Annotated in this window: 21 protein-coding genes, 1 tRNA gene and 1 riboswitch; of the genes, 9 read left to right on the forward strand and 13 right to left on the reverse strand. The window is 68.6% G+C overall.

All coding sequences use genetic code 11. The features are described from left to right. Nucleotides 1–5: 5 nt before the first annotated feature. The gene (locus NC595_RS16005) at nucleotides 6–734 is read left to right on the forward strand and encodes a UDP-2,3-diacylglucosamine diphosphatase (protein WP_253568107.1); all 729 of its coding nucleotides are present in this window, start codon (nucleotides 6–8) and stop codon (nucleotides 732–734) included. A gap of 373 nt (nucleotides 735–1,107) precedes the next feature. Here the strand turns inward: NC595_RS16005 and NC595_RS16010 are convergent. From NC595_RS16010 to recA, 6 genes are all read right to left on the reverse strand, one after another. After that, nucleotides 1,108–1,200 (reverse strand) — tRNA-Ser (locus tag NC595_RS16010). 69 nt (nucleotides 1,201–1,269) lie between these two features. After that, the gene (gene csrA / locus NC595_RS16015) at nucleotides 1,270–1,476 is read right to left on the reverse strand and encodes a carbon storage regulator CsrA (protein ID WP_063671314.1); all 207 of its coding nucleotides are present in this window, start codon (nucleotides 1,474–1,476) and stop codon (nucleotides 1,270–1,272) included. Nucleotides 1,477–1,734: 258 nt separating this feature from the next. Then, nucleotides 1,735–4,371: an alanine--tRNA ligase gene (gene alaS, locus NC595_RS16020; protein WP_253568109.1), complete on the reverse strand. Its 2,637-nt coding sequence runs from the start codon at nucleotides 4,369–4,371 to the stop codon at nucleotides 1,735–1,737. Between the two features lie 86 nt (nucleotides 4,372–4,457). After that, nucleotides 4,458–4,943 (reverse strand): regulatory protein RecX, encoded by a 486-nt coding sequence (locus tag NC595_RS16025; RefSeq protein ID WP_253568111.1) that lies wholly within the window; start codon nucleotides 4,941–4,943, stop codon nucleotides 4,458–4,460. Nucleotides 4,944–4,953: 10 nt separating this feature from the next. Next, complete coding sequence (locus NC595_RS16030; RefSeq protein ID WP_253568112.1) at nucleotides 4,954–5,508, reverse strand: beta-lactamase hydrolase domain-containing protein; 555 nt, start codon at nucleotides 5,506–5,508, stop codon at nucleotides 4,954–4,956. Nucleotides 5,509–5,512: 4 nt separating this feature from the next. Further along, complete coding sequence (recA, locus tag NC595_RS16035) at nucleotides 5,513–6,553, reverse strand: recombinase RecA (RefSeq protein WP_253568114.1); 1,041 nt, start codon at nucleotides 6,551–6,553, stop codon at nucleotides 5,513–5,515. Between the two features lie 455 nt (nucleotides 6,554–7,008). On the opposite strand from recA, the gene NC595_RS16040 reads away from it, so the two are divergent. Next, on the forward strand, nucleotides 7,009–7,824 hold the full coding sequence (locus tag NC595_RS16040; RefSeq protein WP_253568116.1) for a class I SAM-dependent methyltransferase: 816 nt from the start codon (nucleotides 7,009–7,011) through the stop codon (nucleotides 7,822–7,824). Between the two features lie 64 nt (nucleotides 7,825–7,888). Here NC595_RS16040 and NC595_RS16045 read toward each other — a convergent pair whose 3' ends face one another. Then, nucleotides 7,889–8,398: a CinA family protein gene (locus tag NC595_RS16045; protein WP_253568118.1), complete on the reverse strand. Its 510-nt coding sequence runs from the start codon at nucleotides 8,396–8,398 to the stop codon at nucleotides 7,889–7,891. 94 nt (nucleotides 8,399–8,492) lie between these two features. On the opposite strand from NC595_RS16045, the gene mutS reads away from it, so the two are divergent. Together mutS and katG are read left to right on the forward strand one after the other, a co-directional pair. Beyond that, a complete protein-coding gene (gene mutS / locus NC595_RS16050) occupies nucleotides 8,493–11,066 on the forward strand; it encodes a DNA mismatch repair protein MutS (protein WP_253568119.1) in 2,574 nt (857 codons plus the stop codon). Nucleotides 11,067–11,505: 439 nt separating this feature from the next. Continuing rightward, nucleotides 11,506–13,668, forward strand: a complete 2,163-nt coding sequence (katG, locus tag NC595_RS16055) for a catalase/peroxidase HPI (RefSeq protein ID WP_253568121.1) — start codon at nucleotides 11,506–11,508, stop codon at nucleotides 13,666–13,668. A 59-nt stretch (nucleotides 13,669–13,727) separates the two neighbouring features. Here the strand turns inward: katG and NC595_RS16060 are convergent, their stop codons facing one another. Together NC595_RS16060 and NC595_RS16065 are read right to left on the reverse strand one after the other, a co-directional pair. Further along, nucleotides 13,728–14,375: a response regulator gene (locus NC595_RS16060; RefSeq protein ID WP_253568356.1), complete on the reverse strand. Its 648-nt coding sequence runs from the start codon at nucleotides 14,373–14,375 to the stop codon at nucleotides 13,728–13,730. 91 nt (nucleotides 14,376–14,466) lie between these two features. Further along, nucleotides 14,467–14,877, reverse strand: a complete 411-nt coding sequence (locus NC595_RS16065; RefSeq protein ID WP_253568123.1) for an RNA-binding S4 domain-containing protein — start codon at nucleotides 14,875–14,877, stop codon at nucleotides 14,467–14,469. On the opposite strand from NC595_RS16065, the gene NC595_RS16070 reads away from it, so the two are divergent. After that, the gene (locus NC595_RS16070; protein WP_253568125.1) at nucleotides 14,876–15,085 is read left to right on the forward strand and encodes a hypothetical protein; all 210 of its coding nucleotides are present in this window, start codon (nucleotides 14,876–14,878) and stop codon (nucleotides 15,083–15,085) included. The two genes, NC595_RS16065 and NC595_RS16070, sit on opposite strands and share 2 nt — an antisense overlap. 4 nt (nucleotides 15,086–15,089) lie before the next feature. Here NC595_RS16070 and NC595_RS16075 read toward each other — a convergent pair whose 3' ends face one another. Continuing rightward, nucleotides 15,090–15,992, reverse strand: a complete 903-nt coding sequence (locus NC595_RS16075) for an AEC family transporter (RefSeq protein WP_253568127.1) — start codon at nucleotides 15,990–15,992, stop codon at nucleotides 15,090–15,092. A 131-nt stretch (nucleotides 15,993–16,123) separates the two neighbouring features. Between NC595_RS16075 and NC595_RS16080 the strand changes: the two genes are divergently transcribed. The 4 genes from NC595_RS16080 to NC595_RS16095 all read left to right on the forward strand — a co-directional run bounded on the left by NC595_RS16080 (nucleotide 16,124) and on the right by NC595_RS16095 (nucleotide 20,676). Further along, nucleotides 16,124–17,260: a phosphotransferase enzyme family protein gene (locus NC595_RS16080; RefSeq protein WP_253568129.1), complete on the forward strand. Its 1,137-nt coding sequence runs from the start codon at nucleotides 16,124–16,126 to the stop codon at nucleotides 17,258–17,260. A gap of 56 nt (nucleotides 17,261–17,316) precedes the next feature. Next, nucleotides 17,317–17,414: riboswitch (TPP riboswitch) on the forward strand. A 63-nt stretch (nucleotides 17,415–17,477) separates the two neighbouring features. Next, nucleotides 17,478–19,676 (forward strand): TonB-dependent siderophore receptor, encoded by a 2,199-nt coding sequence (locus NC595_RS16085; RefSeq protein WP_253568131.1) that lies wholly within the window; start codon nucleotides 17,478–17,480, stop codon nucleotides 19,674–19,676. A gap of 2 nt (nucleotides 19,677–19,678) precedes the next feature. Further along, complete coding sequence (gene pnuC / locus NC595_RS16090; RefSeq protein WP_253568133.1) at nucleotides 19,679–20,254, forward strand: nicotinamide riboside transporter PnuC; 576 nt, start codon at nucleotides 19,679–19,681, stop codon at nucleotides 20,252–20,254. Nucleotides 20,255–20,319: 65 nt separating this feature from the next. Further along, nucleotides 20,320–20,676: a 2-hydroxyacyl-CoA dehydratase gene (locus tag NC595_RS16095; RefSeq protein WP_253568135.1), complete on the forward strand. Its 357-nt coding sequence runs from the start codon at nucleotides 20,320–20,322 to the stop codon at nucleotides 20,674–20,676. On the opposite strand, the gene NC595_RS16100 is transcribed toward NC595_RS16095, so the two are convergent. The 3 genes from NC595_RS16100 to NC595_RS16110 form a co-directional block, all read right to left on the reverse strand. Beyond that, on the reverse strand, nucleotides 20,673–21,383 hold the full coding sequence (locus NC595_RS16100) for a response regulator (RefSeq protein ID WP_253568137.1): 711 nt from the start codon (nucleotides 21,381–21,383) through the stop codon (nucleotides 20,673–20,675). The two genes, NC595_RS16095 and NC595_RS16100, sit on opposite strands and share 4 nt — an antisense overlap. Then, the gene (locus NC595_RS16105) at nucleotides 21,380–22,918 is read right to left on the reverse strand and encodes an ATP-binding protein (protein WP_253568139.1); all 1,539 of its coding nucleotides are present in this window, start codon (nucleotides 22,916–22,918) and stop codon (nucleotides 21,380–21,382) included. Before NC595_RS16105 ends, NC595_RS16100 begins: the two co-directional genes overlap by 4 nt. 115 nt (nucleotides 22,919–23,033) lie before the next feature. After that, on the reverse strand, nucleotides 23,034–24,908 hold the full coding sequence (locus tag NC595_RS16110) for a potassium transporter Kup (protein ID WP_253568141.1): 1,875 nt from the start codon (nucleotides 24,906–24,908) through the stop codon (nucleotides 23,034–23,036). Between the last annotated feature and the right edge of the window lie 171 nt (nucleotides 24,909–25,079).

The following is a 25,079-nucleotide window of genomic DNA, read 5'->3' on the forward strand; positions in this document are numbered from 1 at the left end:
TCGACGTGCACACGCTGCTCATTTCCGACCTGCACCTGGACGTCGCACGTCCCGGCATCACCGACCTGTTCGAGCGCTGGATGGCCAGCGACGAGGTGCGCTCGGCCGATGCCCTGTACATCCTCGGCGATCTGGTGGAAGCCTGGATCGGGGATGACGACGACGCGGAGCTTCCCGCCCGAATCGCGGTGGCCACGCGCGCCGTTGCGGACGCCGGCGTACCAGTGCACTTCATGGCCGGGAACCGCGACTTCCTGCTGGGTGAGTCCTTCGCCCGGCGCGCCGGACTGATCCTGCTCGAAGACGGCACCGTCCACGCCATCCAGGGCCAGCCCACCCTGCTGATGCACGGTGACGTGCTCTGCACCGACGACGTCGCCTACCAGGCGGTCCGCCGGCAGGTACGCCAGCCGGCGTGGGCCGCACAGGTACTGGCCATGCCGCTGGATGCCCGACGCGCGTTCGCCGCGAAAGCACGCGAGGACAGCCGCGCCCACACCGGCTCGACCATGGAGACCATCATGGACGTGAATGGAGGAGCGGTCGCGCAGGCGATGCGCAAAGCCGGCGTCACCCGGCTCATCCACGGCCATACCCATCGCCCGGCGGTGCATCGTTTCGACCTCGACGGGCAGCCTGCCGAGCGCATCGTGCTGGGCGACTGGTACGAGCAGGGCTCGGTACTCCGGGTCACTCCCGGCCATGTCGAACTGCGCGGCCTGCCGACGGACTGATCCGACCGCGACCGCTGCCACCTCGCGCGTGGCACGGCATGGGAATGCGCAGCACAACGCGCCGCCCCTCTCTACTCCACCGCATACGCGCAGCGCCCCGAAAGGGGTGTGCATGTCCAGTGCGTTGCGAGGGAGGGTTGATCCTGTCCGTGGAACCAACCCGTCCGCGTTGCGCAGGAGCCCCCGCTTTTCCGGCTGTCCGAATTTTCTGCAGACGAAAATGAGGGGCTTGCGAGGACCGGCCACGGAATGGATATCGGCGCAGCCGATGACACTCGAGATGAGGCGGGAGCGACCGGTCACCGGAAGATCAGTCGACCTACGGCCCCGGACCAGATACGCAAAACGCCCCTCGCGGGGCGTTTTGCGTATCTGGCGGAGAGAGAGGGATTCGAACCCTCGATAAGGCTTTTGACCCTATACTCCCTTAGCAGGGGAGCCCCTTCGGCCTCTCGGGCATCTCTCCGTGTTTTGCCGCATTGCTGCGGAGCCGGCAAGGATACTGACCGACGCGCTCGAGGTAAAGCCTTCGTGATTATTCCGCGGCGTCTTCCGGGTGCGCGGCACCACCGGACTCGTTCTCGCCCTTGATACGCTGGTAGATCTCTTCGCGGTGGACCGCGACGTTCTTCGGGGCATTGATGCCGATGCGCACCTGATTGCCCTTGACGCCGAGAACGGTGACGGTCACCTCGTCACCGATCATCAGGGTTTCACCGACCCGGCGGGTCAGAATCAACATGGCTTGCTACTCCATCATTTGGTGTGGTTACAGGCCTTCTGTCGGTGAGACCTCACCCCTGAGTCCACCAGCAGTTCGACGACAGTTTCCGTCGAAGGCCTTTCCGCCTTCCCCGGCATCCGCCAAGGCGAATTAACTGTCTTGGCAGGCGATATCACCGCAATTCGTGATACCGACAATCTATTGATACTAGCCGAGCCCAGACAGGGCGCGCAATCAGCGTCTAGTGGAACCGCCCCACCTTTCCCATGCCTTCCATCAGGCTCCGAGGCGCGCCCCGATCCAGCCTGGCAGGTCGCCGAGCAGCGTCGGCAACTGCGGGACATCGTCACCACCGCCCTGCGCCATGTCCGGTCGTCCACCGCCCTTGCCACCAATCTGGCCGGCGATGTGAGCTACCACCTCGCCAGCCTTGATCCGCCCCAGCGCCGCGCCATGCACACCGGCGACCAGCGAAGCGCGGCCATCGGCCGCACCGGCCAGCAGCACCACGCAATCGCCCAGCTGCTGCTTCAGCTGGTCGACGCTGTCGCGCAACGCCTTGGCATCCAGCCCTTCCAGACGCGCCGCGACGACTTTGATCCCGCCAATGTCGGCCGCCGAGGCCGCGAGGTCCGCGGTCGCCGTGCCGGCCGCCTTGGCGCGCAGCGATTCCAGCTCGCGCTCGAGCTTCTTCTGCTTCTCGAACAGCTGGCGCAGCTTCTCCACCACCTCGTCGCCGTTGCCGGACAGCAGGTGGGCCAGCTCGCCGAGACGCCGTTCCTCGTCGGCCACGTAGGCCAGCGCACCGGCGCCGGTGACGGCTTCGATGCGGCGCACGCCGGAGGCCACGCCTGCTTCGCTGACGATCTTGAACAGGCCGATGTCGCCGGTGCGGCCGACGTGCGTGCCGCCGCACAGTTCGGTCGAGAAGCCGCCCATCTTCAGCACGCGGACTTCGTCGCCGTACTTCTCGCCGAACAGCGCCATCGCGCCGAACGCGATGGCGTCGTCGTAGGCCATGTGGCGCACTTCCGCCTCGGCATTGCGACGGACCTCGGCATTGACCATCGCCTCGATCTCGGCCAACTCCGCCCGGCTGACCGGTTTGTGGTGGGCGAAGTCGAAGCGCAGGCGATCCGGCGCGACCAGCGAGCCCTTCTGGGTCACGTGGTCGCCCAGCACCTTGCGCAGCGCCGCGTGCAGCAGGTGGGTGGCCGAGTGGTTGAGCACGATCGCCTGGCGACGTGCGCCGTCGACGGCCGCCTGGACAACGTCGCCCTGGCGCAGCGACTGGGCGCCCTGCCAGCGGCCGGCGTGGCCCAAGAACACGCCACCCATCTTCAGCGTGTCGGCCACGGCGAACGTGCCGCCGGCCCCGGACAGTGTGCCGGTGTCGCCGACCTGGCCGCCGGACTCGGCGTAGAACGGCGTGCGGTCGAGGATGACGAAACCGTCCTCGCCCGCGGCCAGGTGGTCGACCTGGCGGCCGGCGCGGACGATCCCGACGACCTTGGCGCCGTCGGCCGCCAACGCCTCGTAGCCGAGGAATTCGGTGGGCTTGAGCTGACTGGCCAGCTCGGCGGGCATCACGCCCTTGGCCTCGAACCTGCCAGCGGCGCGAGCGCGCTCGCGCTGCTCGTTCATGGCCTGCTCGAAGCCAGCCATGTCTACGTCCATGCCGCGTTCGCGGGCGATGTCGGCGGTCAGGTCGACCGGAAAGCCATAGGTGTCGTACAGGCGGAACGCGTCGACGCCGGGAATGGTCTTGCCGGCCTTGCCGGCGACTTCGTCGAACACGCGCATGCCGTGCTCGAGCGTCTCGCCGAAGCGCTGCTCCTCGGTGCGCAGCGCGTCCTCGATGAAGGCCTGCTTGGTGGCCAGCTCCGGATACGGCTCGCCCATCTCGACGACCAGCGGCGCGACCATCTTCCAGAAGAAGTCACCGCGCACGCCGAGCATCCAGCCGTGGCGCAGGGCGCGACGGATGATCCGGCGCAGCACATAGCCACGGCCCTCGTTGGACGGCAGCACGCCGTCGACGATCAGGAACGAGCAGGCGCGGATGTGGTCGGCGATCACGCGCAGTGACTTGTTGCCGAGGTCCGCCGTTTCGGTGAACTCGCCGGCCTTGGCGATCAGGCGCTGGAACAGGTCGATCTCGTAGTTCGAATGCACGTGCTGCAGCACCGCGGCCAGCCGCTCCAGACCCATGCCGGTGTCCACACATGGCGCCGGCAGCGGCGAGAGCGTGCCATCCGGCGAGCGGTCGAACTGCATGAAAACCAGGTTCCATATCTCGATGTAGCGGTCGCCGTCCTCGTCCGGCGAGCCGGGCGGGCCGCCAGCCACGTCCGGACCGTGATCGTAGAAGATCTCGGTGCACGGACCACAGGGACCGGTGTCGGCCATCTGCCAGAAGTTGTCCGACGCGTACGGCGCGCCCTTGTTGTCGCCGATGCGCACGATGCGCTCGGCCGGTACGCCGATGGTCTTGTTCCAGAGCTCGAAGGCCTCGTCGTCGGTGTGGTAGACGGTGACCCACAGCTTGTCGGCCGGCAACTTGAACACTCCGGTCAGCAACTCCCACGCCCAGGCGATCGCCTCGCGCTTGAAGTAGTCGCCGAACGACCAGTTGCCCAGCATCTCGAAGAAGGTGTGGTGGCGCGCGGTGTAGCCGACCGAGTCCAGGTCGTTGTGCTTGCCGCCGGCACGCAGGCAGCGCTGCACGTCGGCGGCGCGCACGTACGGCAGCTTCTCGCTGCCCAGGAACACGTTCTTGAACGGCACCATGCCCGAATTGGTGAACAGCAGGGTCGGGTCGCTGGACGGCACCAGCGAGGCCGAGGGCACGATGGTGTGGCCCTTGGCGCGGAAGAATTCGAGGAAGGCGGAACGGATCTCGGCGGTCTTCATGCAGCAGGCTTCTGGCGATGGGGCCGCCATGGGCTCGGGCGGCAGAAACGAGACCACGCCCGAGCTGCGCCGCTGCGATCGGGGGATCAATCGTCGTCGGCGTCATCCACGTCGGCGTGGGTAAGACTTCGTACTGTGGCGGCGGAAAAGCCGCGACGCAAGAGGAATTGAGCCCGTTTCGACCGCTCGGCGTGGTCCGCCGGTGCCATGCCGCCATAGCGCTTGCGCAACTGCAAGGCGGCGCTGGCGCGCCAGTCCTGCTCCAGTTCGTCCAGGCACTGGCAGATCGCCGCATCATCCAGCCCGTGGCTCTTCAGCTCCATGCGGATACGGGCCGGTCCGTACCCCTGCCCGGCCCGGTTGCGCGCCAGCATGCCGGCGAAGCGTTCGTCGTCCTGGTAGCGCTGATCGCCCAGGCGATCCAGCGCCTGCTCGGCCTCATCCCCCTCGAAGCCCTTGCGGTCGAGCTTGCGCCGGAGTTCGCGGCGCGACTGCTCCCGCCGAGCCAGCATGCCCAGCGCGGCCGCATAGGCCGATAGCTTGTCCGGTGGCGGCTTGCGGCCGAACGCCATGACCGGGCCGTCAGCGCGCCGGGACGGGCCGCGCTGCGATCCACGACCGCAGCTCATAGTCGAGATCGCCCACCGACTGGCCGGCCGAACGGTCGGCAGCCTTGATCGCCGCGGCCTTGAGGCCGCCGATCTCGGCCAGAGCCCAGATGTGCCCCGCCCAATGACCGCTGCGGCAATAGACCAGCACCTGACGGGCCGGCGCCGCGAGCGCCCGACCGACCGCCGCAACCGCGTCGGCCGGCATCGTGCCGGGCGCGACAGGAGCATAGTCAAACGCCATGCCCAGTGCCCGGGCTGCGCGGGCCATGTCGGCGGCGGACGACTGGTCCGGAGCCTCGCCGTCGGGCACGGCCACAACGGCGGCCGGACCGCGAGCCTGCAGCCCCTGGAACTGCGCCGGAGCGACCTGGCCGGCCCGCCAGGCGCCGCCGGGCAGCTCCTGGACCACCGGTGCAGGCGCCACGGCGGCCGCTCTTTCGGCGGGTGCGCGAGCCGCGGCCGGGCCGGCCACCCCAAGCGCGAGCGCGAGGCCAGCCACCAGCGAAACGGGACGGCGCGACTTCAATGGATCAGGCCTCCGACTCGACCTCCTCCTCGGTGGCCGCAGCGGCCTTGCCATTGCCGCCGACCAGGAGCCGGGCGCGCAGCTGCTGGTCGATCTCGTTGGCGATGGCCGGGTTGTCGCGCAGGAACTGGCGCACGTTCTCCTTGCCCTGGCCGATGCGGTCGCCGTTGTAGCTGTACCAGGCGCCGGACTTGTCGATCAGGTTCTCGCGCACGCCCAGTTCGATGATCTCACCCTCGCGCGAGGTGCCCTCGCCGTAGAGGATCTCGAACTCGGCCTGGCGGAACGGCGGCGCCACCTTGTTCTTGACCACCTTCACGCGGGTTTCCGAACCGATCACCTCGTCGCCCTTCTTCACCGCGCCAGTGCGGCGGATGTCCAGGCGCACCGAGGCGTAGAACTTCAGCGCGTTGCCGCCGGTGGTGGTCTCGGGACTGCCGAACATCACCCCGATCTTCATGCGGATCTGGTTGATGAAGATCACCAGGGTGCCGGACTTCTTGATGTTGGCGGTGAGCTTGCGCAGCGCCTGGCTCATCAGGCGAGCATGCAGGCCGACGTGGGAGTCGCCCATCTCGCCCTCGATTTCCGCCTTCGGGGTGAGCGCGGCGACCGAGTCGACCACCACCACGTCCACAGCGTTGGAGCGCACCAGCATGTCGGCGATCTCCAGCGCCTGCTCGCCGGTGTCCGGCTGGGAGATCAGCAGGTCGTCGAGGTTCACGCCCAGCTTCTCGGCGTAGGACGGGTCGAGCGCGTGCTCGGCGTCGACGAAGGCCGCGGTACCGCCGTTCTTCTGACAGTTGGCGATCACCTGCAGGGTGAGCGTGGTCTTGCCGGAGGACTCCGGGCCGTAGATCTCGATGATGCGGCCGCGCGGCAGGCCGCCGATGCCCAGGGCGATATCCAGGCCGAGCGAGCCGGTGGAAACGGTCTCGATGGCCTCGTTCACCCGGTCGCCGAGACGCATCACCGCGCCCTTGCCGAACTGCTTCTCGATCTGGCCGAGGGCCGAAGCGAGCGCCTTGCGCTTGTTGTCATCCATCGTTGATACCTAGTTGACCTTGGGGTTGAAGGATGCGCGAGCCGGTTCTCAGGGACTGAGACACATCACGCACACGCTGACCGCACGAGTATCCCACACCCGTCGCGAAGCACGCGGAGGCGAACCCCATCGCTGCAGGTCGGGATTCCCCGCCCGCTCTTGGAGGCTGGCACTACCCGCACGCTGCAACGGTTGCGGCATCCGCTCGGGTTCACGAAGCGGGCTGCACGCAATGTCACCCCACGGGCCGTCGAGAATACACACGCGGCACTCGCGGCCCGTCGGTTGTGCACTACTATGTCCGCGCTTTAGCTGGCCGACCTGAGGCTTGGTTAAGCCAGCGCGGAACTCTGACTGCGGTCCTCATGCGTGGCTACTAGGGAGGTGGTGTTGTGGGAAGGCTCGGCGAAGTCGTATTGAGGGCGTATTTGCGGAAGCGTGCAAGTTCACTCGGATTGCAGAAGCACAATGGCACCTCGCCCCCGAAGGAAACCGCAGAGGACTACATTCAACACCAGTACAAAACCACCCAGCGCATTCTTGCGATGTATCCCGGTTTCAATGTCTCCGGGAAGAACGTGCTCGAACTCGGGTGCGGACTCGGCGGAAGAGCGGCCTATATCGCGAGTCTGGGCGCCAGCAGCGTAGAGGGCGTCGATATTAATCGCGATGAAATCGAAAATGCGCAAAGGATATGCCGCGAGGAATTCCCCGAACTTCACGGAAAGCTGAGTTTCCGAGCCGTGGGCGAGGACGACTCGTGGGGCAGGGAAAGCTATGACGTGGTCATCCTGATCGACGCCATCGAGCATGTCGTGTCCCCGGTGTCGGTCGTGCGCAGGGCGTACGAGTGTCTACGACCGGGTGGGGTCATGTATTTCAGCAGCATCGGATGGTTTAGCGCCTATGGTTCGCACACCGGACTGTTTCCCTTTGTCAATGTCTTTTTCAGCGATTTGTCGATACTAAACGCCATGCGCTGGATGCTTCAGCAGCCTTGGTACCAACCTTCGCGACACGACAGCAACCCTCCGGTTGCTCGATGGGAGTGGTTATACGACCTCAAGGACCGCCCCGGAGAACACCTCAACAAGATTACGATCAACGAAGTCCGCAAGCTGCTTCGCTACAGCAAGTTCTCCAAGACCCACCTCCATCTGTTCCCTCTCGGTCATAACGGGGCGGTGAGAGCACTCGCGCGCCTCATGAACCGGTTGCCAGGCCTGCGCGAGCTGTCCCACGGCTATTTCGTGGCCACCTGTCACAAATAACCAAACATTTTTACGGCATCTCGCCAGGCCATCCGGGGCAAATCCAAGGACCCGGTCGAGACATTCACTGCGCCAACGCTTTCTGCACGCCTTCGAGCGCCGCCGCCACCGTCTGCCGCCGGATCGCGTCGCGATCGCCGTCGAAATGAAACACCCGGGCATGGGCGTAGCCGCCGCGGCGCTTCCAGCCGATCCAGACCGTGCCGACCGGCTTGCCTTCGGTTCCACCGCCCGGTCCTGCAATACCGGTGACGGCGACCGCCGCCCCGGCGCCGAAGCGGGCCAGCGCGCCGGAGACCATCTCCAGCACGGTCTCCTCGCTCACTGCGCCGGTGCGTTCCAGCGTGCGCGGGTTGACCCCGAGCAGCGCCTCCTTGGCCTCGTAGCTGTAGGTCACCACGCCGGCATCGAACCACGCCGAGCTGCCCGGCAGGTCGGTCAGCACCTTGGCGATGAAGCCGCCGGTGCACGACTCGGCGGTCACCAGCATCAGCTTGCGCTCCAGCAGCAGGCGGGCGACTTCCCCGGCCGACTGGCGCAGCGCCTCGTCGGTAGGAACGGATGCGGACTCCATGCGAGACTCCTCGGCTTCGGAACGGGCGCCACGCACGGCGCGAAGCGTTCCGTTCTACCTGTTCCGCCCGATCGAGCCAAGACCCGCCCCGAGCATGAACCAAGACGATCTTTCCCAGCACACCCCGCTGATGCGGCAGTACCTCTCGGCCAAGGCCGCGCATCCGGACGTGCTGCTGTTCTTCCGCATGGGCGATTTCTACGAGCTGTTCTACGAGGACGCGCGCAAGGCGGCGCGGCTGCTGGACATCACCCTGACCCAGCGCGGGCAGTCGGCCGGCGCGCCGATCCCGATGGCCGGGGTGCCCTACCACGCGGTGGAGAACTACCTGGCGCGGCTGGTGCGCCTCGGCGAGTCGGTGGCGATCTGCGAACAGATCGGCGACCCGGCACTGGCCAAGGGCATCGTCGAGCGCAAGGTGGTGCGCATCGTCACCCCGGGCACGGTGACCGACGCCGCGCTGCTGGAAGAACGCCGCGACAACCTGCTGCTGGCGATCGCCGCCGGCCCGGGCGGCAGCTACGGCCTGGCCTGGGTGGACCTGGCCAGCGGACGGTTCCTGCTTAGCGAAGTGCCGACCGCGGAAACCCTCGCCGCCGAACTGGCCCGGCTGCAGCCGGCCGAGACGCTGGTGGACGAATCGGTGGCCTGGCCGAAGCTGGTCAGCGCCCTGCCCGGCCTGCGCAAGCGGCCGCCGTGGCATTTCGATGCCGATGCCGCGCGGCGCGAGCTCAACCGCTTCTTCGGCACCCGAGACCTGGGCGGCTTCGGCGTGGACAAGCTGCCGCTGGCGATCGCCGCCGCCGGTTGCCTGCTCGGCTACGTCGAGGAAACCCAGAAGAGCGCGCTGCCACACCTGTCCGGCATGGCGGTGGAAAGCGCCAGCGAGACGATCGCGCTGGACGCCGCCACGCGCCGCAACCTGGAGCTGGACACCCACCCCACCGGCCGTACCGAGCACACCCTGCTCGGCGTGCTGGACGAGACGGTGACACCGATGGGCGCCCGCCTCCTGCGCCGTTGGCTGAACCGTCCGCTGCGCTCGCGCGAGCTGCTGCGCGGCCGCCACGGCGCCATCGCCGCGCTGATCGACAACCGGCGCTACCAGGGCCTGCGCGACACCCTGCGCGGCATCGGCGACCTGGAACGCATCCTCGCCCGAGTCGCGCTGCGCTCGGCGCGCCCGCGCGACCTGTCCACCCTGCGCGACGGCCTCGCCGCCGCACCGGAGCTGGGCGGCCAGATCGTGGCGCTGGAGAGCCCGCTGCTGCATGCGCTGGTCGATCGCATCGGCGACCACGCCGACCTCGCCGACTGGCTAGCCAAGGCCATCGTGGCCCAGCCGCCGGTCCTGCAGCGCGACGGCGGGGTGATCGCCGACGGCTACGACGCCGAGCTGGACGAGCTGCGTCGCCTGTCGACCCACGCCGACCAGTACCTGGTCGAGCTGGAGGAGCGCGAGAAGGCCGCCAGCGGCATCGCCACGCTCAAGGTCGGCTACAACCGCGTGCACGGCTATTACATCGAGATCAGCAAGGCGCAATCGGACAAGGCGCCGACGCACTACACGCGCCGCCAGACCACCAAGAACGCCGAGCGCTACATCACCGAGGAACTCAAGCAGTTCGAGGACAAGGTGCTATCGGCGAAGGAACGCTCGCTGATGCGCGAACGTGCCCTGTACGAAGCGGTGCTCGACCAGTTGATCGAACAATTGGAGCCGCTCAAGGTTGCCGCCTCGGCCATCGCCGAGCTGGACGTGCTGGCCACCCTGGCCGAACGCGCCGAGACGCTCGACTGGGCCGAACCGGTGCTCACCGACGAGGCCGGCATCGCCATCGAGCGCGGCCGTCACCCGGTGGTGGAGAAGGTACGCGACGAGCCGTTCGAGCCGAATGATCTGATGCTCGACGACGCCCGCCGCATGCTGGTGATCACCGGCCCCAACATGGGCGGCAAGAGCACCTACATGCGGCAGAACGCACTGATCGTGCTGCTCGCCCACATCGGCAGCTACGTGCCGGCGGGCGCGGCCACGATCGGCCCGATCGACCGCATCTTCACCCGCATCGGCGCCGGCGACGACCTCTCGCGCGGCCAGTCCACCTTCATGGTGGAGATGAGCGAGACGGCCAACATCCTGCACAACGCCACCGAGCACAGTCTGGTGCTGATGGACGAGGTCGGCCGCGGCACCAGCACCTACGACGGCCTCGCGCTGGCCCGCGCCTGCGCGGTGCACCTGGCGGCAGCCAGCCGCGCCTACACCTTGTTTGCCACCCACTACTTCGAGCTGACCGAACTGGCCGGCGAATACCCCGGCATCGCCAACGTGCATCTGGACGCGGTGGAGTACGGCGACCAGCTGGTCTTCATGCACGCGGTCAAGGAAGGCCCGGCCAACCGCAGCTTCGGCCTGCAGGTGGCGGCGCTGGCCGGCCTGCCCAAGGCGGTGATCGCCGACGCGCGGCGCACCCTGGCCGCGCTGGAAAAGGGTGCGCATCCGGGCGGAGCCGCCACGCGCCGGGAAGAGGCCTCGCCGCAGCTCGGCCTGTTCGCGCCGCCCGAGCCCTCCGCGGTGGAGAAACGGCTGGCCGAGGTCGATCCCGACGCGCTCTCGCCGCGCGATGCACTGGCCGAGCTCTACCGGCTCAAGGCGCTGTCCTGATCCGCGAGGCCGGCGCAGGCTGTGCGCCGGCCGCCGTCCCCCGGAACCGCGCACCATCGTGCTAGTCGATGGTGCGTATGCAGCATAGTCTCAGGCTATCGATTGCATCGGAACAAACGAATTCACGCATGGCCATGACAGGACTAACGTGAACCGGTCGCGATCGCGAACCGGCCGCTGCCGGTCCGGTCGCACGCGGTTCCCCCGACGCAGTGGAGGCGAGCGTGACTCCAGGACAGCTCATCGCGAAGCGCGTCCCCGGCGCATCGACACATGCCGCGTGCGGACTTGCCCACATGCCCAGCACTTGGCACCGCGCAAGCTCGCGCGTCGGTCGGGCGCGCGGCGATCGCACCGGACGGGAACCCCACCAAAGTCAGGCATCCCGGCGCAGGAACTGACCGGAAAGCCGCATCACCAGGCCAGAGGGAGAAAGATCATGTCCAGCGAAGCGAAATGCCCGTTCCATCCTGCTGCCACCGGCACCACCAACCGCGACTGGTGGCCCAACCAGCTTCGACTCGAACTGCTCAGCCAGCACTCGGAAAAGTCCGACCCGCTGGGTCGCTCGTTCGACTATCGCAAGGAATTCGCCAAGCTCGACTATGCGGCCCTCAAGAAGGATCTGCTGGCGATGATGACCGACTCCAAGGACTGGTGGCCGGCCGACTTCGGCAGCTACGCGGGCCTGATGATCCGCATGGCCTGGCATGCCGCCGGCACCTACCGCGTCGGTGACGGGCGCGGTGGCGCCGGACGCGGCCAGCAACGCTTCGCCCCGCTGAACTCCTGGCCGGACAATGTGAGCCTGGACAAGGCGCGCCGCCTGCTGTGGCCGATCAAGCAGAAGTACGGCCAGAAGATCTCCTGGGGCGACCTGATGATCCTGGCAGGCAATGTCGCACTGGAATCGACCGGTTTCCGCACCTTCGGCTTCGCCGGCGGCCGCGAGGACGTATGGGAACCCGACCAGGACGTGTCCTGGGGTAGCGAGACCGAGTGGCTGGCGCTGAGCAACACGCCGGACAGCCGCTACTCCCACGGCAAGCCCGGCGAGCGCAACCTGGACAACCCGCTGGCTGCCGTGCAGATGGGCCTGATCTACGTGAATCCGGAGGGTCCGGACGGCAACGCCGACCCGCTCGCCGCGGCGCACGACATCCGCGAAACCTTCGCCCGCATGGCGATGAACGACGAGGAGACCGTCGCGCTGATCGCCGGCGGCCACACCCTCGGCAAGACCCACGGCGCGGCCCCGGCCAGCAACGTCGGCGCCGATCCGGAAGCCGCCCCGCTCGAAGCCCAGGGCTTCGGCTGGGCCAACAAGTTTGCCAGCGGGGTGGGCAAGGACGCGATCACCTCCGGCCTGGAAGTCACCTGGACCCGCACCCCGGTACAGTGGAGCAACGACTTCTTCAAGTTCCTTTTCGACTTCGAATGGGAGCTGGAGAAGAGCCCGGCCGGCGCGCAGCAGTGGGTAGCCAAGGGTTCCGAAGCGATCATCCCCGGCCCTTCGGCGGATTCGCCCAAGCGTCGTCCGACCATGCTCACCACCGACCTCTCGCTGCGCTTCGACCCGGCCTACGAAAAGGTCTCGCGCAAGTTCCGCGACGATCCGCAGGCCTTCGCCGAAGCCTATGCCCGCGCCTGGTTCAAGCTGACCCATCGCGACCTCGGTCCGAAGTCCCGTTACCTGGGGCCGGAGATCCCGAAGGAAGACCTGCTGTGGCAGGACCCGCTGCCCAAGGCCACGCATCACCCGACGGCCGCCGACATAGCCGACCTCAAGGCAAAGATCGCCGCCTCGGGGTTGAGCGTGTCGCAGCTGGTGTCGATCGCCTGGGCCTCGGCGTCGACCTTCCGCGGCGGCGACAAGCGTGGCGGTGCCAACGGCGCACGCATCCGCCTCGCCCCGCAGAGGGACTGGGCGGTCAACGCCACGGCAGTGAAGGCGCTGCCGAAGCTGGAAGAGATCCAGAAGGCATCCGGCAAGGCCTCGCTCGCGGACGTGATCGTGCTGGCCGGTGGCGTGGGCATCGAGATGGCGGCGAAGGCCGCGGGTCTCAGCGTCGAGGTGCCGTTCTCGCCGGGTCGCGTCGACGCCGATGCCGAGCAGACCGATGTCGAATCCTTCAGCTACCTTGAGCCGTTTGCCGACGGCTTCCGCAATTACCTCAAAGGCAAATCGTCGGTGCCTGCCGAACACCTGCTGGTCGACAAGGCACAGCTGCTCACCCTCACCGCGCCGGAGATGACCGCGCTGGTCGGCGGCCTGCGCGTGCTCGGCGCCAACTACGATGGCAGCAAGGACGGCGTGCTTACCGACAAGCCTGGCGTGCTTAGCAACGACTTCTTTGTCAATCTGCTGGACATGGCCACCGAGTGGAAACCGGCAGGCGAACGCTTCGAGGGGCGCGACCACAAGACCGCTGCGGTGAAGTACACCGGCACGCGCGTCGACCTGGTGTTCGGCTCGAACTCGGTGCTGCGCGCCCTGGCCGAGGTCTACGCCCAGGCCGACGGCCGGGAGAAGTTCGTGACGGACTTCGTCGCAGCCTGGGTCAAGGTGATGAACCTGGACCGGTTCGACCTGCAGGGCTGATCCGGCACCAGAGAACGGGGCCGGAGGACAGCCTCCGCGCCCCGTTCTCCCTGGCAGGCTCACTCACGCGTGGGAGTCGTGCCGGCCGGCACCGACGTCGCGGGTTCTTCCGCCTGCGGATCCAGCGCGCCGGTGAACGCGGGCGTGACCATGTGCGGATCGTCGGCATCGGGCAGGCCGACGTCCGGAATGCTGCCGTCGGTGGCCGACTCCACCGGCAAATCCTGCGGCGGATCGAGCACCGGGTCGCGCGCAGACAAACGGCCCGCCTCCACCAAGTGTTGGATGCGCCCGAATACCTCGGCCCGGCCGAATGGCTTCTTCATGAAATCGTCCGCCCCGAAGCGCTGCACGTAAAACTGCTCGGTGGCCTGCAGGTTGCCGCTGATCATCACGATCGGAATGCCGTGGGTGCCCGGCTCGCGGCGCAACGCGCGCAGCACGGCGAAGCCGTTCATGCCCGGCATCACGATGTCGAGGAAGATCAGCTCTGGCTTTTCCTCGCGCGCCAGGCGCAGCGCGGTCTCGCCGTCGCCGGCCTTGGACACCAGATAGCCGTCCTGGGTGAGCATCTTGCCCAGCACCGCGCGGATGGTCGGCGAATCGTCCACCACCAGCATGCGCGTGCCCCGCACGGCCTGCGTGCGGGGCATGTGCTGGCGGCGCTCGGTGCCCAGCAGGCGCTTGAACAGATCGAAGCCGGACATGGCGGCGCTCCCCTCTTTACTCGCGCCTAGTCTCGGCGCCTGCCGCCCGGGAAGCAATTGCCGCGTGCAGGCGGCGGCCTGCATCCGCAGTTCAGTCCTGGTTGGATCCACCCTCTTTCAGGCGACGCAGATCGGCGCGATCGTGCTTGTCGGGTCGGCCGACCGGCCGTGGTGCAAGCATCAGACGACGGTTCGCGCGTGCGGCCTCTCGTGCAACGCGACTGGCCTCGCTCTCGCGATACAGCGCCTGCGCCGCCGGTGCCGGACCGCGCTGTTCCGACAGACCCAGCACCTCGACTTCCATCGTCTCCTCCCCGCGACGGACGATCATGCGATCACCCACGCGCACCGGCCGCGCCGCCTTGCACGGTCCACCGTTGAGCTCGACCTTGCCGCTGCCGACTGCCTGTTTGGCCAGGCTGCGGGTCTTGAAGAACCGCGCCGCCCACAGCCACACGTCAATGCGCAGGTCGTCGGCCGGAGTGCATTTCGCTTCGCTCATGGCGGCATTATGGTCGATCTACCGGCAAGCGAAACCGACCAGCCGGCCCGCACCGCCGCGCATCGACGACGAGGCCGTCGACGCTGCGATCCGCGCGAACAGGATCATCGAGGCGATCAGGCAGTACCGAGACGACACCGGTTGCGGCCTGAAGCAGGCAAAGGAAGCGGTCGAGCAACGGGCACGCGAGCTGGGCATGCGCCGTTGAACCGCTAGCCCCCCATCAGCAGGTTCGCCAGCGGCACCGTCGCCAGCGACAGCACGATGCCGGCGCCGAGAACGGTGTTGGCCAGGCGCGGTTCCAGCTGGTACTGGTCGGCCAGGATCGCCGCCGAGATCATCGGCGCCATCGCCGCCTGCAGCACGCCGACCACCAGGGTCAGGCCGGTGACTCCGGCAAGCATGCCCAGTCCCCAGCCGACCAGTGGCGCCAGCGCCAGCTTCCACGCCAGGCCGCTGGACAACGCGCCGAGCTGGTCGCGATGCAGGTGCAGCTTGAACTGCAGGCCGACCGAGAACAGCGCCAGCGGCGTCAGCGTCTGGCCCAGTTGCAGGAACAGGTGGTCCAGCGCGTCCGGCCAGCCGCCGGCAATGCCGGCAACGATGCCGACCAGCAACGCGATGAACGCCGGGAAAGTGGCGATCCGGCGCACGACCAGCGCCACGCTGGGCTGGCGTCCGGAGTACAGCGAAGCCACCACGATGCCGCCGGCGGCCAGCAGCGGAAAACAGCCGAGCTGGTCGGACACCACCGCCAGCGCCAGCCCGGGCTGCCCATGCATCGCCTGCACCATCGGGTAGCCCATGAACGAGGTATTGCCCAGGCCGCACACCAGGGTCAGCGCGCCGACGCGCGAGCGCGACCAGCCGAACAGGCGCCCCAGCACCGCGAACAGCAGCCAGGCGCCGAAGAAGGTCACCCACATCGTCGCCACCGGAAACCACAGGTGCCGGTCGAAGTGCACGCGCGGAATCATCGCCAGCACTAGCGCCGGCAGCGCGATGTTCAGCACCCACCAGTTCAGCCCGGCCACGGTCCCGGCCGGCGGACGGGCGAAGCGCGCCACCAGGGCGCCCAGCACCAGACACACGAACAGCAACAGCAACGCACTCATCGACGGCGACGGCCTGCGCAACGCAAAGCGCCATTAGACGCGATGCAACATGAGTCAGGGAAGCCGGACCAAGGTCGCGCCGGCGCATCGGCGATAATCGGCGCCCCGCCGCCCCGGATCCGCGCCCCGAGATGACCCACCCCACCCACCGCGTGCACGGCCTGGCCGGCGACGAGATCGCCCCGGACTGGCCCGCTCTCTCCGAGACGGAGCTGTCCGGCGTGCTGGCCACGGTTCCCGCGGCCGGCGGCCTGGGGCGCGTCCTCTGGCACAGTCCGCGCCCGCTGTCCGCGGCCGGCCTGGTCGAGACCGTGCGCGGCGGCACGGTCTTCGTCAAGCGGCACCACATGAGCGTGCGCACGGCCGCCACGCTGGCCGAGGAACATGCCCTGCTCGCGCACCTGCACCGCCATGGATTGCCGGTGGTCGAAGTGCTCGCCGACCGCGACGGCCAGACCGCCCTCGCGCACGGCGACTGGACCTACGAGGTCCACACCATTGCCCGCGGCGAGGACCTCTATCGCGACACGATCTCGTGGCAACCGCCCGACCGGCTCGTCCATGCGCGCACCGCCGGCCGCATGCTGGCACGGCTGCACGCGGCCTCCGCCAGCTATTCCGCCGCCCAGCGCGGGACGCACATCCTGGTCGCGCGCAGCGAACTGGCGACGGCCGCCGATCCGGTGGCCACGCTGCGCTCGCAGCTCCGGCAGCGCCCCGCGCTGGCCGGCTACCTCGCGCGCCGCGACTGGCCACGCGACCTCGAGCGGCTGTTCGCGCCCTGGGGGTCTGCGCAGCCAGCGCTGGCGCGGCAGCCGCGGCTGTGGACGCACGGCGACTGGCACGTCTCCAACCTGTGCTGGAGCGGCGCCGGCGACGCCGCCGAGGTGACCTGCGTGCTCGACTTCGGACTGGCCGCCAGCAACTTCGCGCTGTTCGACCTGGCCACCGCCATCGAGCGCAACGCGATCGCCTGGCTGGCGCTCGACGCGGGTGACGTCGCCGCCCGCCCCGACATCGCGCGGGCGCTCATCGCCGGCTATCGCGAGGAGCGGCCACTCGGCATCGACGAGCTGCACCTGCTCGCCGACCTGCTGCCGGTGGTGCACGTGGATTTCGCGCTGTCGGAAGTGGAGTACTTCCACGGCATCACCCGCTCGGCGCACGCGGCCGACGTGGCCTACGACACCTTCCTGCTCGGCCACGCCGCGTGGTTCGAGGGTGCCCCAGGACAGCGCCTGCTGGCGGCGATCCGCGACGCGGACTGAGCCGTGTAGCCGCCGACCCGGCTCCCCATCGCGCAGGCTTTCATGGTTCAATAGCGGTCTTGAAGCGGGGGTGCCTGGCGATGAGCCGGGCTGAGAGAGTCCCTTGGAACCTGATCCGGTTCGCACCGGCGTAGGGAGCTTGCAGCAACCATGGCGCACGTCCGTGCGTCGTGCGCGCGCCGTCGCTTCGTCCTGCCCATTCGAGACGACGACGACCATGACCCTGCCCCGCACGCCCCTCGCCACCGCCCTGCTCGCCGCCCTGGCGGTCGCGCCGCTGTGCGCCCACGCTGTCGACGACGCCGGCCACGACCCGGCGCAGGCGAAGAAACTCGGGACGGTGCAGGTCACCGCCAACGCCGACAAGGGCTACCACGCCGACAGCTCGCAGGTAGACACCTTCGGCAGCTTCGGCAACGCGCCGCTGCACGACACGCCGGCCTCGGTCACCGTGATCACCCGCGACCTGATCGACGACCGCCAGCCGCGCACGCTCAGCGAGCTGGTGCGCACCGACGCGTCGGTCGGCGACAACTACGCGCCGGTGGGCTACTACCAGGACCTGGCAATCCGCGGCTTCGTGCTCGACCTGGCCACCGCCTACCGCATGAACGACATGACCATCAACGGCGAGCAACTCACGCCGCTGGAGGACAAGCAGCGGGTGGAGATCCTCAAGGGCCTGGGTGGCCTGGAGGCCGGCATCATCGCGCCGGGCGGCATCGTCAACTACGTGACCAAACGCCCGGCCGACGTGCGCACGGCCACGTTGGGCACCGACTCGCACGGCTCGCGCTACGCCGCGGTCGACGTCGGCGGCTGGCTCACACCGAGCTTCGGCCTGCGCGTGAACGCGGCGCACGAGGCCATGCACTCCTACGTCGAGCACACGCCGGGCCGGCGCAGCTTCCTCTCGCTCGCCGCCGACTGGAAGATCAGCGACCGCGCCACGCTGCAACTGGACACCGACTACCAGACCAGCGGCCAGCGCTCGGTGTCCGGCTACCAGTTGCTCGGCGGCACGACGATCCCGACGCATCCGAGCAACACCCGCCTGCTCGGCTACGAGCCGTGGCAGCAGCCGGTCGGCATCCACTCCAGCAACACCACCGCGCGCTTCAACTACCGCTTCAGCGACCGCTGGAGCGCCCGGCTCTCGGCCGGCCACAGCCACACCGTGATCAACGACAACGTCGCGTTCGCCTACGGTTGCTTCTACGCCCCACAGTGCGCCACCGGCGCCTACCCGGGCAATTTCTTCGCACCCAACGGCGACTACGACATCTACGATTTCCGCAGCCCGGGCGACACCCGCCAGAACGACGAGGTGCGTGCCGTGCTCAAGGGCGGCTTCGACACCGGCAGCATCAGCCAGGAAGTCAGCCTCGGCGCCAGCGCCTTCCGCCGCACGCTGGACCAGCGGCCTTATGTCTACGACTACGTCGGCACCGGCAACATCGACCAGGTGATCCCGCCGTATTTCGCGCCTTCGCCGAACCAGCCCGGTCCGTCGGCGCGCACGTTCAGCAGCTGGCAGCGCGCACTGTTCGGCATGGACCGCATCCACCTCGGCGAGCAGTGGCAGGTGCTGGCCGGCGCCCGCTTCGTGCGCCTGCACGAGCGCGCGTGGGACGACAGCGGCCGGGTGCTCCTACGCGACACCCGCCTGAGCAAGACCCTGCCGCAGGCGGCGGTGATGTGGCAGCCACGCGCGCCGCTGACCGTCTATGCCAGCTACAGCGAGAACCTCGCGCTGGGCGCCGAGGCGCCGTACTGGACCAGCAACGGCGGCCAGATGCTGGCCCCGCTGCACTCGCGGCAGATCGAGGCTGGCGTAAAGTACGACTGGAGCGACGCGCTGAGCCTGCGTGCGGCGCTGTACCGCATCCGCCAGCCCTACCAGTTCGCGCAGCCGGACCACTCGGCGGCCGGCTTCACCTTCGTGCAGCGCGGCCAGGAAGCGCACACCGGCCTGGAGCTGGGCGCCGACGGCCGGATCAGCGACGACCTGCGCCTCACCGCCAGCGCGAACCTGATCCAGGCCCGCGCCAGCCACAGCGGCACGCCGGCCTATGAAGGCCACCAGATCATCAACGTGCCGCGCCTGCGCACCTCGGTGTACATGGACTACCGGCTGCCGTTCGCGCACGCGCTCGGCCTGCTGGCCGGCTGGCGCTACGCGAGCGCCAATCCGGCCACGCCCGACGGCCATGTCCGCGTGCCTGCGTACAACGTGTTCGACGCCGGCCTGCGCTACACCACGATCTGGAGCGATCACCCGATGACCTGGCACCTGAGCGTGGACAATCTGTTCAACCGCTTCTACTGGCGCGACACCGGCAGCACCGGCGGCGACAGCTACCTGTTCCCGGGCGCGCCGCGTTTGGCGCGACTGTCGGTCACGGTCGGGTTCTGATCGTGTCCTGGGTCGAGCTGACCGGAGCGGTGATCAGCGCCTGGGCGGTGTGGCTGACCGCGCGCCGGCGGCCGCTGTGCTGGCCGGTCGGCCTGGCCTCGGTGCTGGTCTACGGCGGCATCTTCGTCGATGCCAAGCTGTACTCCGATGCCCTGCTGCAGGTGGCGTTCGCCGGCCTGATCGTCTACGGCTGGCAGCGCTGGCGGCGCAACCTCGACGACGACGGCCGGGTGCAGGTGGCGCCGCTGCCGTTCGGCGAGGCGGTGGGGCACACCGCCCTCGGCGTGATCGGCGCGCTGGCGCTGGGCTATGCCATGCATCGCTGGACCGACGCCGCCCTGCCCTGGCTGGACGCTGCACTGACCAGCTTCAGCCTGGTCGCGCAGTGGTGGCAGGGACGGCGGCACCTGGCGGCCTGGTGGCTGTGGATCCTGGTCGACGTAATCTACGTGGGTGAATACGTCTACAAGGACCTGCTGATCACCTCGGTGCTTTACGCCGGCTTCGTGGTACTGGCCATCATGGGATTGCGCGAGTGGCAGCAGGCGCGTGGTGAGGTGCCGGCCGTCGCAGCTTGAAGCGGCGCCCGCGCGCCCGGCATGCGAAGATGGTGCTACCCGCCCCCACTCCTTTTCCGTTGGACATGGCTTCGAGCAACTACGACTTCCGACAGTTCCAGGCCGAACTGGCCGCGCTGGACCAGGCCAAGGAAAAGGCGACACCCGAACCGGCACCGGCCATCCCGGCCCCGGCCCCGGCCCCGGCACCGGCTCCGGCCAAGCGCGGTCGCGGCCGCCCCAGCACCAAGGCCGCCGAGGCCGAGCGGATGGCCCGGGCCCGCGAGGAATTCCACGCCCTGCGCACGAAATACCAGCTGGGCGTCGGCGACGTGGTGGCGTTCTTCCCGGAAGAGGAAGGCATCGCCTACCTGCAGGCCCTGCTCGCCCAGCCGCAGCCGCGCCGCCGGCGCAAACGGACCGACGGCCCGGTCGACAATTAGCCCGCTTCCTCTCCCAGGAAGCGATAACCCACGCCCGGCTCGGTCTTGAGCCAACGCGGCTCGGCCGGATCATCGCCCAGCTTCTGGCGCAGGCGGCCGATCACGATGCGCAGGTAGTGGGTGTCCTGCACGTGGGTGGCGCCCCACACCTCGCGCAGCAGCTGCTGCTGGCTGACCACCCGGCCGGCGTGACGCAGCAGCAGGGCCAGCACGGCGTATTCCTTGCGGGTCAGCGCGACCGGCTCACCGTCCAGTGTCACCTCACGCCTCAGCTGATCCACCACCAGACGGCCGTCGTCGTAGCGCGGTGCGGCGTCCGGCGCTGTCGTCGCGGCCACCCGGCTGCGCAACAGCACGCGCAGCCGCGCCATCAGCTCCTGGATACCGAACGGCTTGGTCACATAGTCGTTGGCGCCGTTGTCCAGCGCGCGCACCTTCTGTGCCTCGCTGTCGCGCACCGACAGCATCAGCACGGGTACCTGGCTCCACTGGCGCAGCTCGGCCAGCACCTCGTGGCCCTCGCGGTCCGGCAGGCCGATGTCGAGGATCACCAGATCCGGCGATTGGGTAGCGGCCAGTGCCAGGCCTTCCTCGGCCGTGGCCGCCTGCAGCACTTGATAGCCCTCGGCGCGCAGGCCGATGTCGAGGAAGCGGCGGATCTGCGCTTCGTCGTCGATCACGAGCACGCGCGGTGCGGATGCTGTCATGGGCCAGGCTCCGGTGCGGGCGGCAACGGCAGGACGATACGGATCACGGTGCCGCCACCCTCGCCGGGCAGCGCCTCAATCGAGCCGCCGTGTGCGCCGATCATGCCACGGCAGATCGACAGGCCCAGGCCAGTGCCCTTGTGGCCACGGTCGCCGCGCGAGACGGAATAAAACATGTCGAAGATGCGCGCACGCTCGGCCTCGGGAATGCCGGGCCCGCGGTCGGCCACGCGGATCACCAGCCGCTCGCCATCCACGGCAAGGTCCACCGTCACCGGCGCACCGGGCGGCGAGAAGTGCGCGGCATTCTCCAGCACGTTGAACAACGCCTGCTCGATCAGCGCCGGATGCACGTAGAGCAATACTGTCGCCTCCGGCAAATGGGTCTCGACCGCCTGCTCCGGGTAATAGCGGCGCAGCCGCCCGATCGCCGCCCGCGCGATCTCGGCGGCATCGACCCAGTCGCGCTGCAGCTTCAGCGTGCCGTGACCGAGCCGGGTCATGTCGAGCAGATTCTGGATGTAGCGGTCCAGCCGCTGGCCTTCGTCGAGGATCGACTGCAGCAGTTCGCCACGCTCGTGCGGCGCCAGTTGGTCGTCGTAACTGGCCAGTGTGCCGGCCGCGCCGATCATCGCCGCCAGCGGCGAACGCAGGTCGTGCGACACGGAAGACAGCAGCGCGTTGCGCAGGCGCTCGGTCTCGCCCTGCACACGGGCCTGCTCCAGCGCTTCGGCCAGACGCGCGCGCTCGAGCACGCGCGCGATGTCGGCCAACATCGCCAGTGCCAGCTCGCGGCGCGGCAGGTCCGGCCCCACGTCCTCGTCCGCCAGCGACAGCACCACCAGTCCCGCGGCCGGCGCCAGCGGATCGACCGGCAGCAGCCAGCAGCCGATCCCGGCGAAGTTCGCCTCGTAGCGACCGGCAGCGCGCGCATGGGCAGCGACCCAGCTGGCGGCAGCCAGCTCCTCCGGCCCGAGTTCCGGCGCATCGGACGAGGCAGCGACCACCGCCAGCGCCCCCCGCGGATCCGGCGCGAACAGCACGACGCCGCCGGAGAGCGTGCGTGCAAGGGCCACCACCGCGGTGTCGCGCACCGCCTGCAGCCCGCCGCAACCGGCCAGTCGCTTACCGAGGTCGAGCAGCGCACGCGCGCGCCACTGCGCCTCGCGCAGGCCTTCCACCTGGGTCGACAGCCGCGTCGCCAGCCGGCTGCAGACCAGCGCGACCGCTAGGAACAACCCCACCGCCAGCAGGTCGTCCGGTCGCTCGATCGCCAGCGTGTAGCGCGGTTCGGTGAAGAAGAAGTTATAGCCGACGAAGCACAGCAGCGCGGTGTAGACCGCCACGGTCATGCGCGTGCGCACCGCTACCACCAGCACCGCGGTGAGGAACACCAGGGCCAGGTTCGCCACCGAGAGATAGCGCTGCGCGACGAAGGCCAGCGCAAAGCCCAGCACCGCGACCGCGGTGGCGAACAGGTAGTCGCCAAGCCGGCGCGAGGCCGGCGACGGCTGCGGGCGGGAAACGTCGTTCATGCGGTCCGATCCGAGGCTGCCGGCCCACGTTAGTGCATCGCCCAGCCCGTCGGCGAGGGGCCGCGCCGGACCGCCCGCCACCGCGCGGCCGCCGGCGGAATCCGTGGCCAAGCGACTAGATCTCCACCTGCGCCCCGAGCTCGATCAGGCGGTTGCCGGGGATGCGGAAGAACGCCGTCGCCGGCATCGCGTTGCGCGCCAGCAGCACGAACAGCTTTTCCCGCCACAGCGCCATCCCCGGCCGCCGACTGCCGGCAACGATGCTCTCGCGCGAGACAAAGAACGTGGTGTCCATCATGTCGAAGTGGATGCCGGTGCGAGCGCACTCGGCCAGCCGTGCCGGTACGTCCGGATCCTCGGCGAAGCCGAAGCGCAGGCGCAGCCGCGCGAAGCCGCCTTCCAGCGGCGTCCACTCGATGTGCTGGTCCTCGTCGGCCACCGGCTCGTCCAGCGTCTCCACCGTCAGCATCACGTTGCGTTCGTGCAGCACCTTGTTGTGCTTGAGGTTGTGCAGCAGCGCATGCGGCACGGCATTGCCGTTGCCGGTGAGGAACACCGCGGTGCCGGCCACGCGCACCGGCGGATGCTCGCTCATGTTCACGATGAACGGCGCCAGCGCCAGGCCGCCCTGCTGGATCTCGCGCACCACCAGTTCACGGCCGCGACGCCAGGTGGTCATCAGCAGGAATACCACCAGCCCCAGTGCCAGCGGGAACCAGCCGCCGGATTCGATCTTGATGATGTTGGCGCTGAAGAAGCCCAGGTCCACCACCAGCAGGCCGGTGCCGGTGGCGACCACCGCCGCCCAGCTCCAGCGCCACTGGATGCGCGCCACGGTGAGAGCCAGCAGCGTGGTGATCACCATCGTGCCGGTCACCGCGATGCCGTAGGCCGAACCCAGGTTGTCCGAGGAGCGGAAACCGACCACGGCCAGCACGATCAGCACCACCAGCGCGCGGTTGATCCACGGCACGTAGACCTGGCCGGACATTTCCTGCGAGGTGTGCACCACCTGCATGCGCGGCACATAGCCGAGCTGCATCGCCTCGCGGGTCATCGAGAACGCGCCGGAAATCACCGCCTGCGAGGCGATCACCGTGGCCGCCGTGGCCAACCCGATCATCGGGTACAGCAGCGTCCGCGGCACCAGGTGGTAGAACGGGTTGGCCACCGTGGCCGGGTCCATCAGCACCAGCGCCCCCTGGCCGAAGTAGTTCAGCAGCAGCGCCGGCAACACGAAGCTGAACCAGGCGACCCGGATCGGTCCCCTGCCGAAATGTCCCATGTCCGCATAGAGCGCCTCGGTACCGGTCACCGCCAGCACCACCGCCCCCAGGGCGAAGAACGCCTCGGCATGGTTGTGGGTGAAGAACTCTATGGCATAGGTCGGCAGCAACGCGTAGAGCACGGTCGGATGGCGGGCGATACCCATCACACCCAGCGCCGCAATGGCCACGAACCACACCGCGCAGACCGGACCGAACACCGCGCCGATGCGCGCCGTGCCGTGCCGCTGCAACCAGCCCAGGCCGAGGATCACGCCCACGGTGATCGGCACCACGTAATGGGCCAGCTCCGGCGTGGCGACCTTCAAGCCTTCCACCGCCGACAGCACCGAGATGGCCGGCGTGATCACGCCGTCGCCGTAGAACAGCGCGGCGCCGAACAAGCCCAGCAGCACCAGGCCCCAGCGCAGCTGCGGACGATCCCGGGTGCAGCGCTGGGCCAGCGCCATCAGCGCCATGATGCCGCCCTCGCCCTTGTTGTCGGCACGCATGATGAACAGCAGGTACTTCACCGACACCACGATGATCAGCGCCCAGAACACCAGGCTCAGGGCGCCGAGCACGTTGTCGTGCGAGGCCGGCACGCCGTGTGGACCGAACACTTCCTTCAGCGTGTACAGCGGGCTGGTGCCGATGTCGCCGTAAACCACGCCCACGGCGCCGAGGGCCAGCGCGGCCATGCGGCGCGACGAAACAGCTTGCATTGCAAAAGCTCCCGGGGGGCGGCCAGACCGGCACCCTAAAACCACGACGACACCGCCCGGCATCGTCTTGCGTGGCGCACCGCGTATTATCGTCAGGCGGGCATAACGAGAGGATGGCGGATTCGAGCGTCGGCATAAAATCTGCGTAAAATTTGCCGCATTGCGGCATCC

The sequence above is a fragment of the Dyella lutea genome (assembly GCF_024158035.1).
In the GTDB taxonomy this organism is placed as follows: Bacteria; Pseudomonadota; Gammaproteobacteria; order Xanthomonadales; family Rhodanobacteraceae; genus Dyella_A; species Dyella_A lutea.

Bases quoted from the DNA above. Each gene is read 5' to 3' on its own strand.
- csrA (WP_063671314.1), bottom strand. From the start codon at position 1,476: ATGTTGATTCTGACCCGCCGGGTCGGTGAAACCCTGATGATCGGTGAC.
- alaS (WP_253568109.1), bottom strand. From the start codon at position 4,371: ATGAAGACCGCCGAGATCCGTTCCGCCTTCCTCGAATTCTTCCGCGCC.
- NC595_RS16025 (WP_253568111.1), bottom strand. From the start codon at position 4,943: ATGGCGTTCGGCCGCAAGCCGCCACCGGACAAGCTATCGGCCTATGCG.
- recA (WP_253568114.1), bottom strand. From the start codon at position 6,553: ATGGATGACAACAAGCGCAAGGCGCTCGCTTCGGCCCTCGGCCAGATC.
- NC595_RS16045 (WP_253568118.1), bottom strand. From the start codon at position 8,398: ATGGAGTCCGCATCCGTTCCTACCGACGAGGCGCTGCGCCAGTCGGCC.
- mutS (WP_253568119.1), top strand. From the start codon at position 8,493: ATGAACCAAGACGATCTTTCCCAGCACACCCCGCTGATGCGGCAGTAC.
- katG (WP_253568121.1), top strand. From the start codon at position 11,506: ATGTCCAGCGAAGCGAAATGCCCGTTCCATCCTGCTGCCACCGGCACC.
- NC595_RS16060 (WP_253568356.1), bottom strand. From the start codon at position 14,375: ATGTCCGGCTTCGATCTGTTCAAGCGCCTGCTGGGCACCGAGCGCCGC.
- NC595_RS16070 (WP_253568125.1), top strand. From the start codon at position 14,876: ATGGCGGCATTATGGTCGATCTACCGGCAAGCGAAACCGACCAGCCGG.
- NC595_RS16065 (WP_253568123.1), bottom strand. From the start codon at position 14,877: ATGAGCGAAGCGAAATGCACTCCGGCCGACGACCTGCGCATTGACGTG.
- NC595_RS16075 (WP_253568127.1), bottom strand. From the start codon at position 15,992: ATGAGTGCGTTGCTGTTGCTGTTCGTGTGTCTGGTGCTGGGCGCCCTG.
- NC595_RS16080 (WP_253568129.1), top strand. From the start codon at position 16,124: ATGACCCACCCCACCCACCGCGTGCACGGCCTGGCCGGCGACGAGATC.
- NC595_RS16085 (WP_253568131.1), top strand. From the start codon at position 17,478: ATGACCCTGCCCCGCACGCCCCTCGCCACCGCCCTGCTCGCCGCCCTG.
- NC595_RS16095 (WP_253568135.1), top strand. From the start codon at position 20,320: ATGGCTTCGAGCAACTACGACTTCCGACAGTTCCAGGCCGAACTGGCC.
- NC595_RS16100 (WP_253568137.1), bottom strand. From the start codon at position 21,383: ATGACAGCATCCGCACCGCGCGTGCTCGTGATCGACGACGAAGCGCAG.
- NC595_RS16105 (WP_253568139.1), bottom strand. From the start codon at position 22,918: ATGAACGACGTTTCCCGCCCGCAGCCGTCGCCGGCCTCGCGCCGGCTT.
- NC595_RS16110 (WP_253568141.1), bottom strand. From the start codon at position 24,908: ATGCAAGCTGTTTCGTCGCGCCGCATGGCCGCGCTGGCCCTCGGCGCC.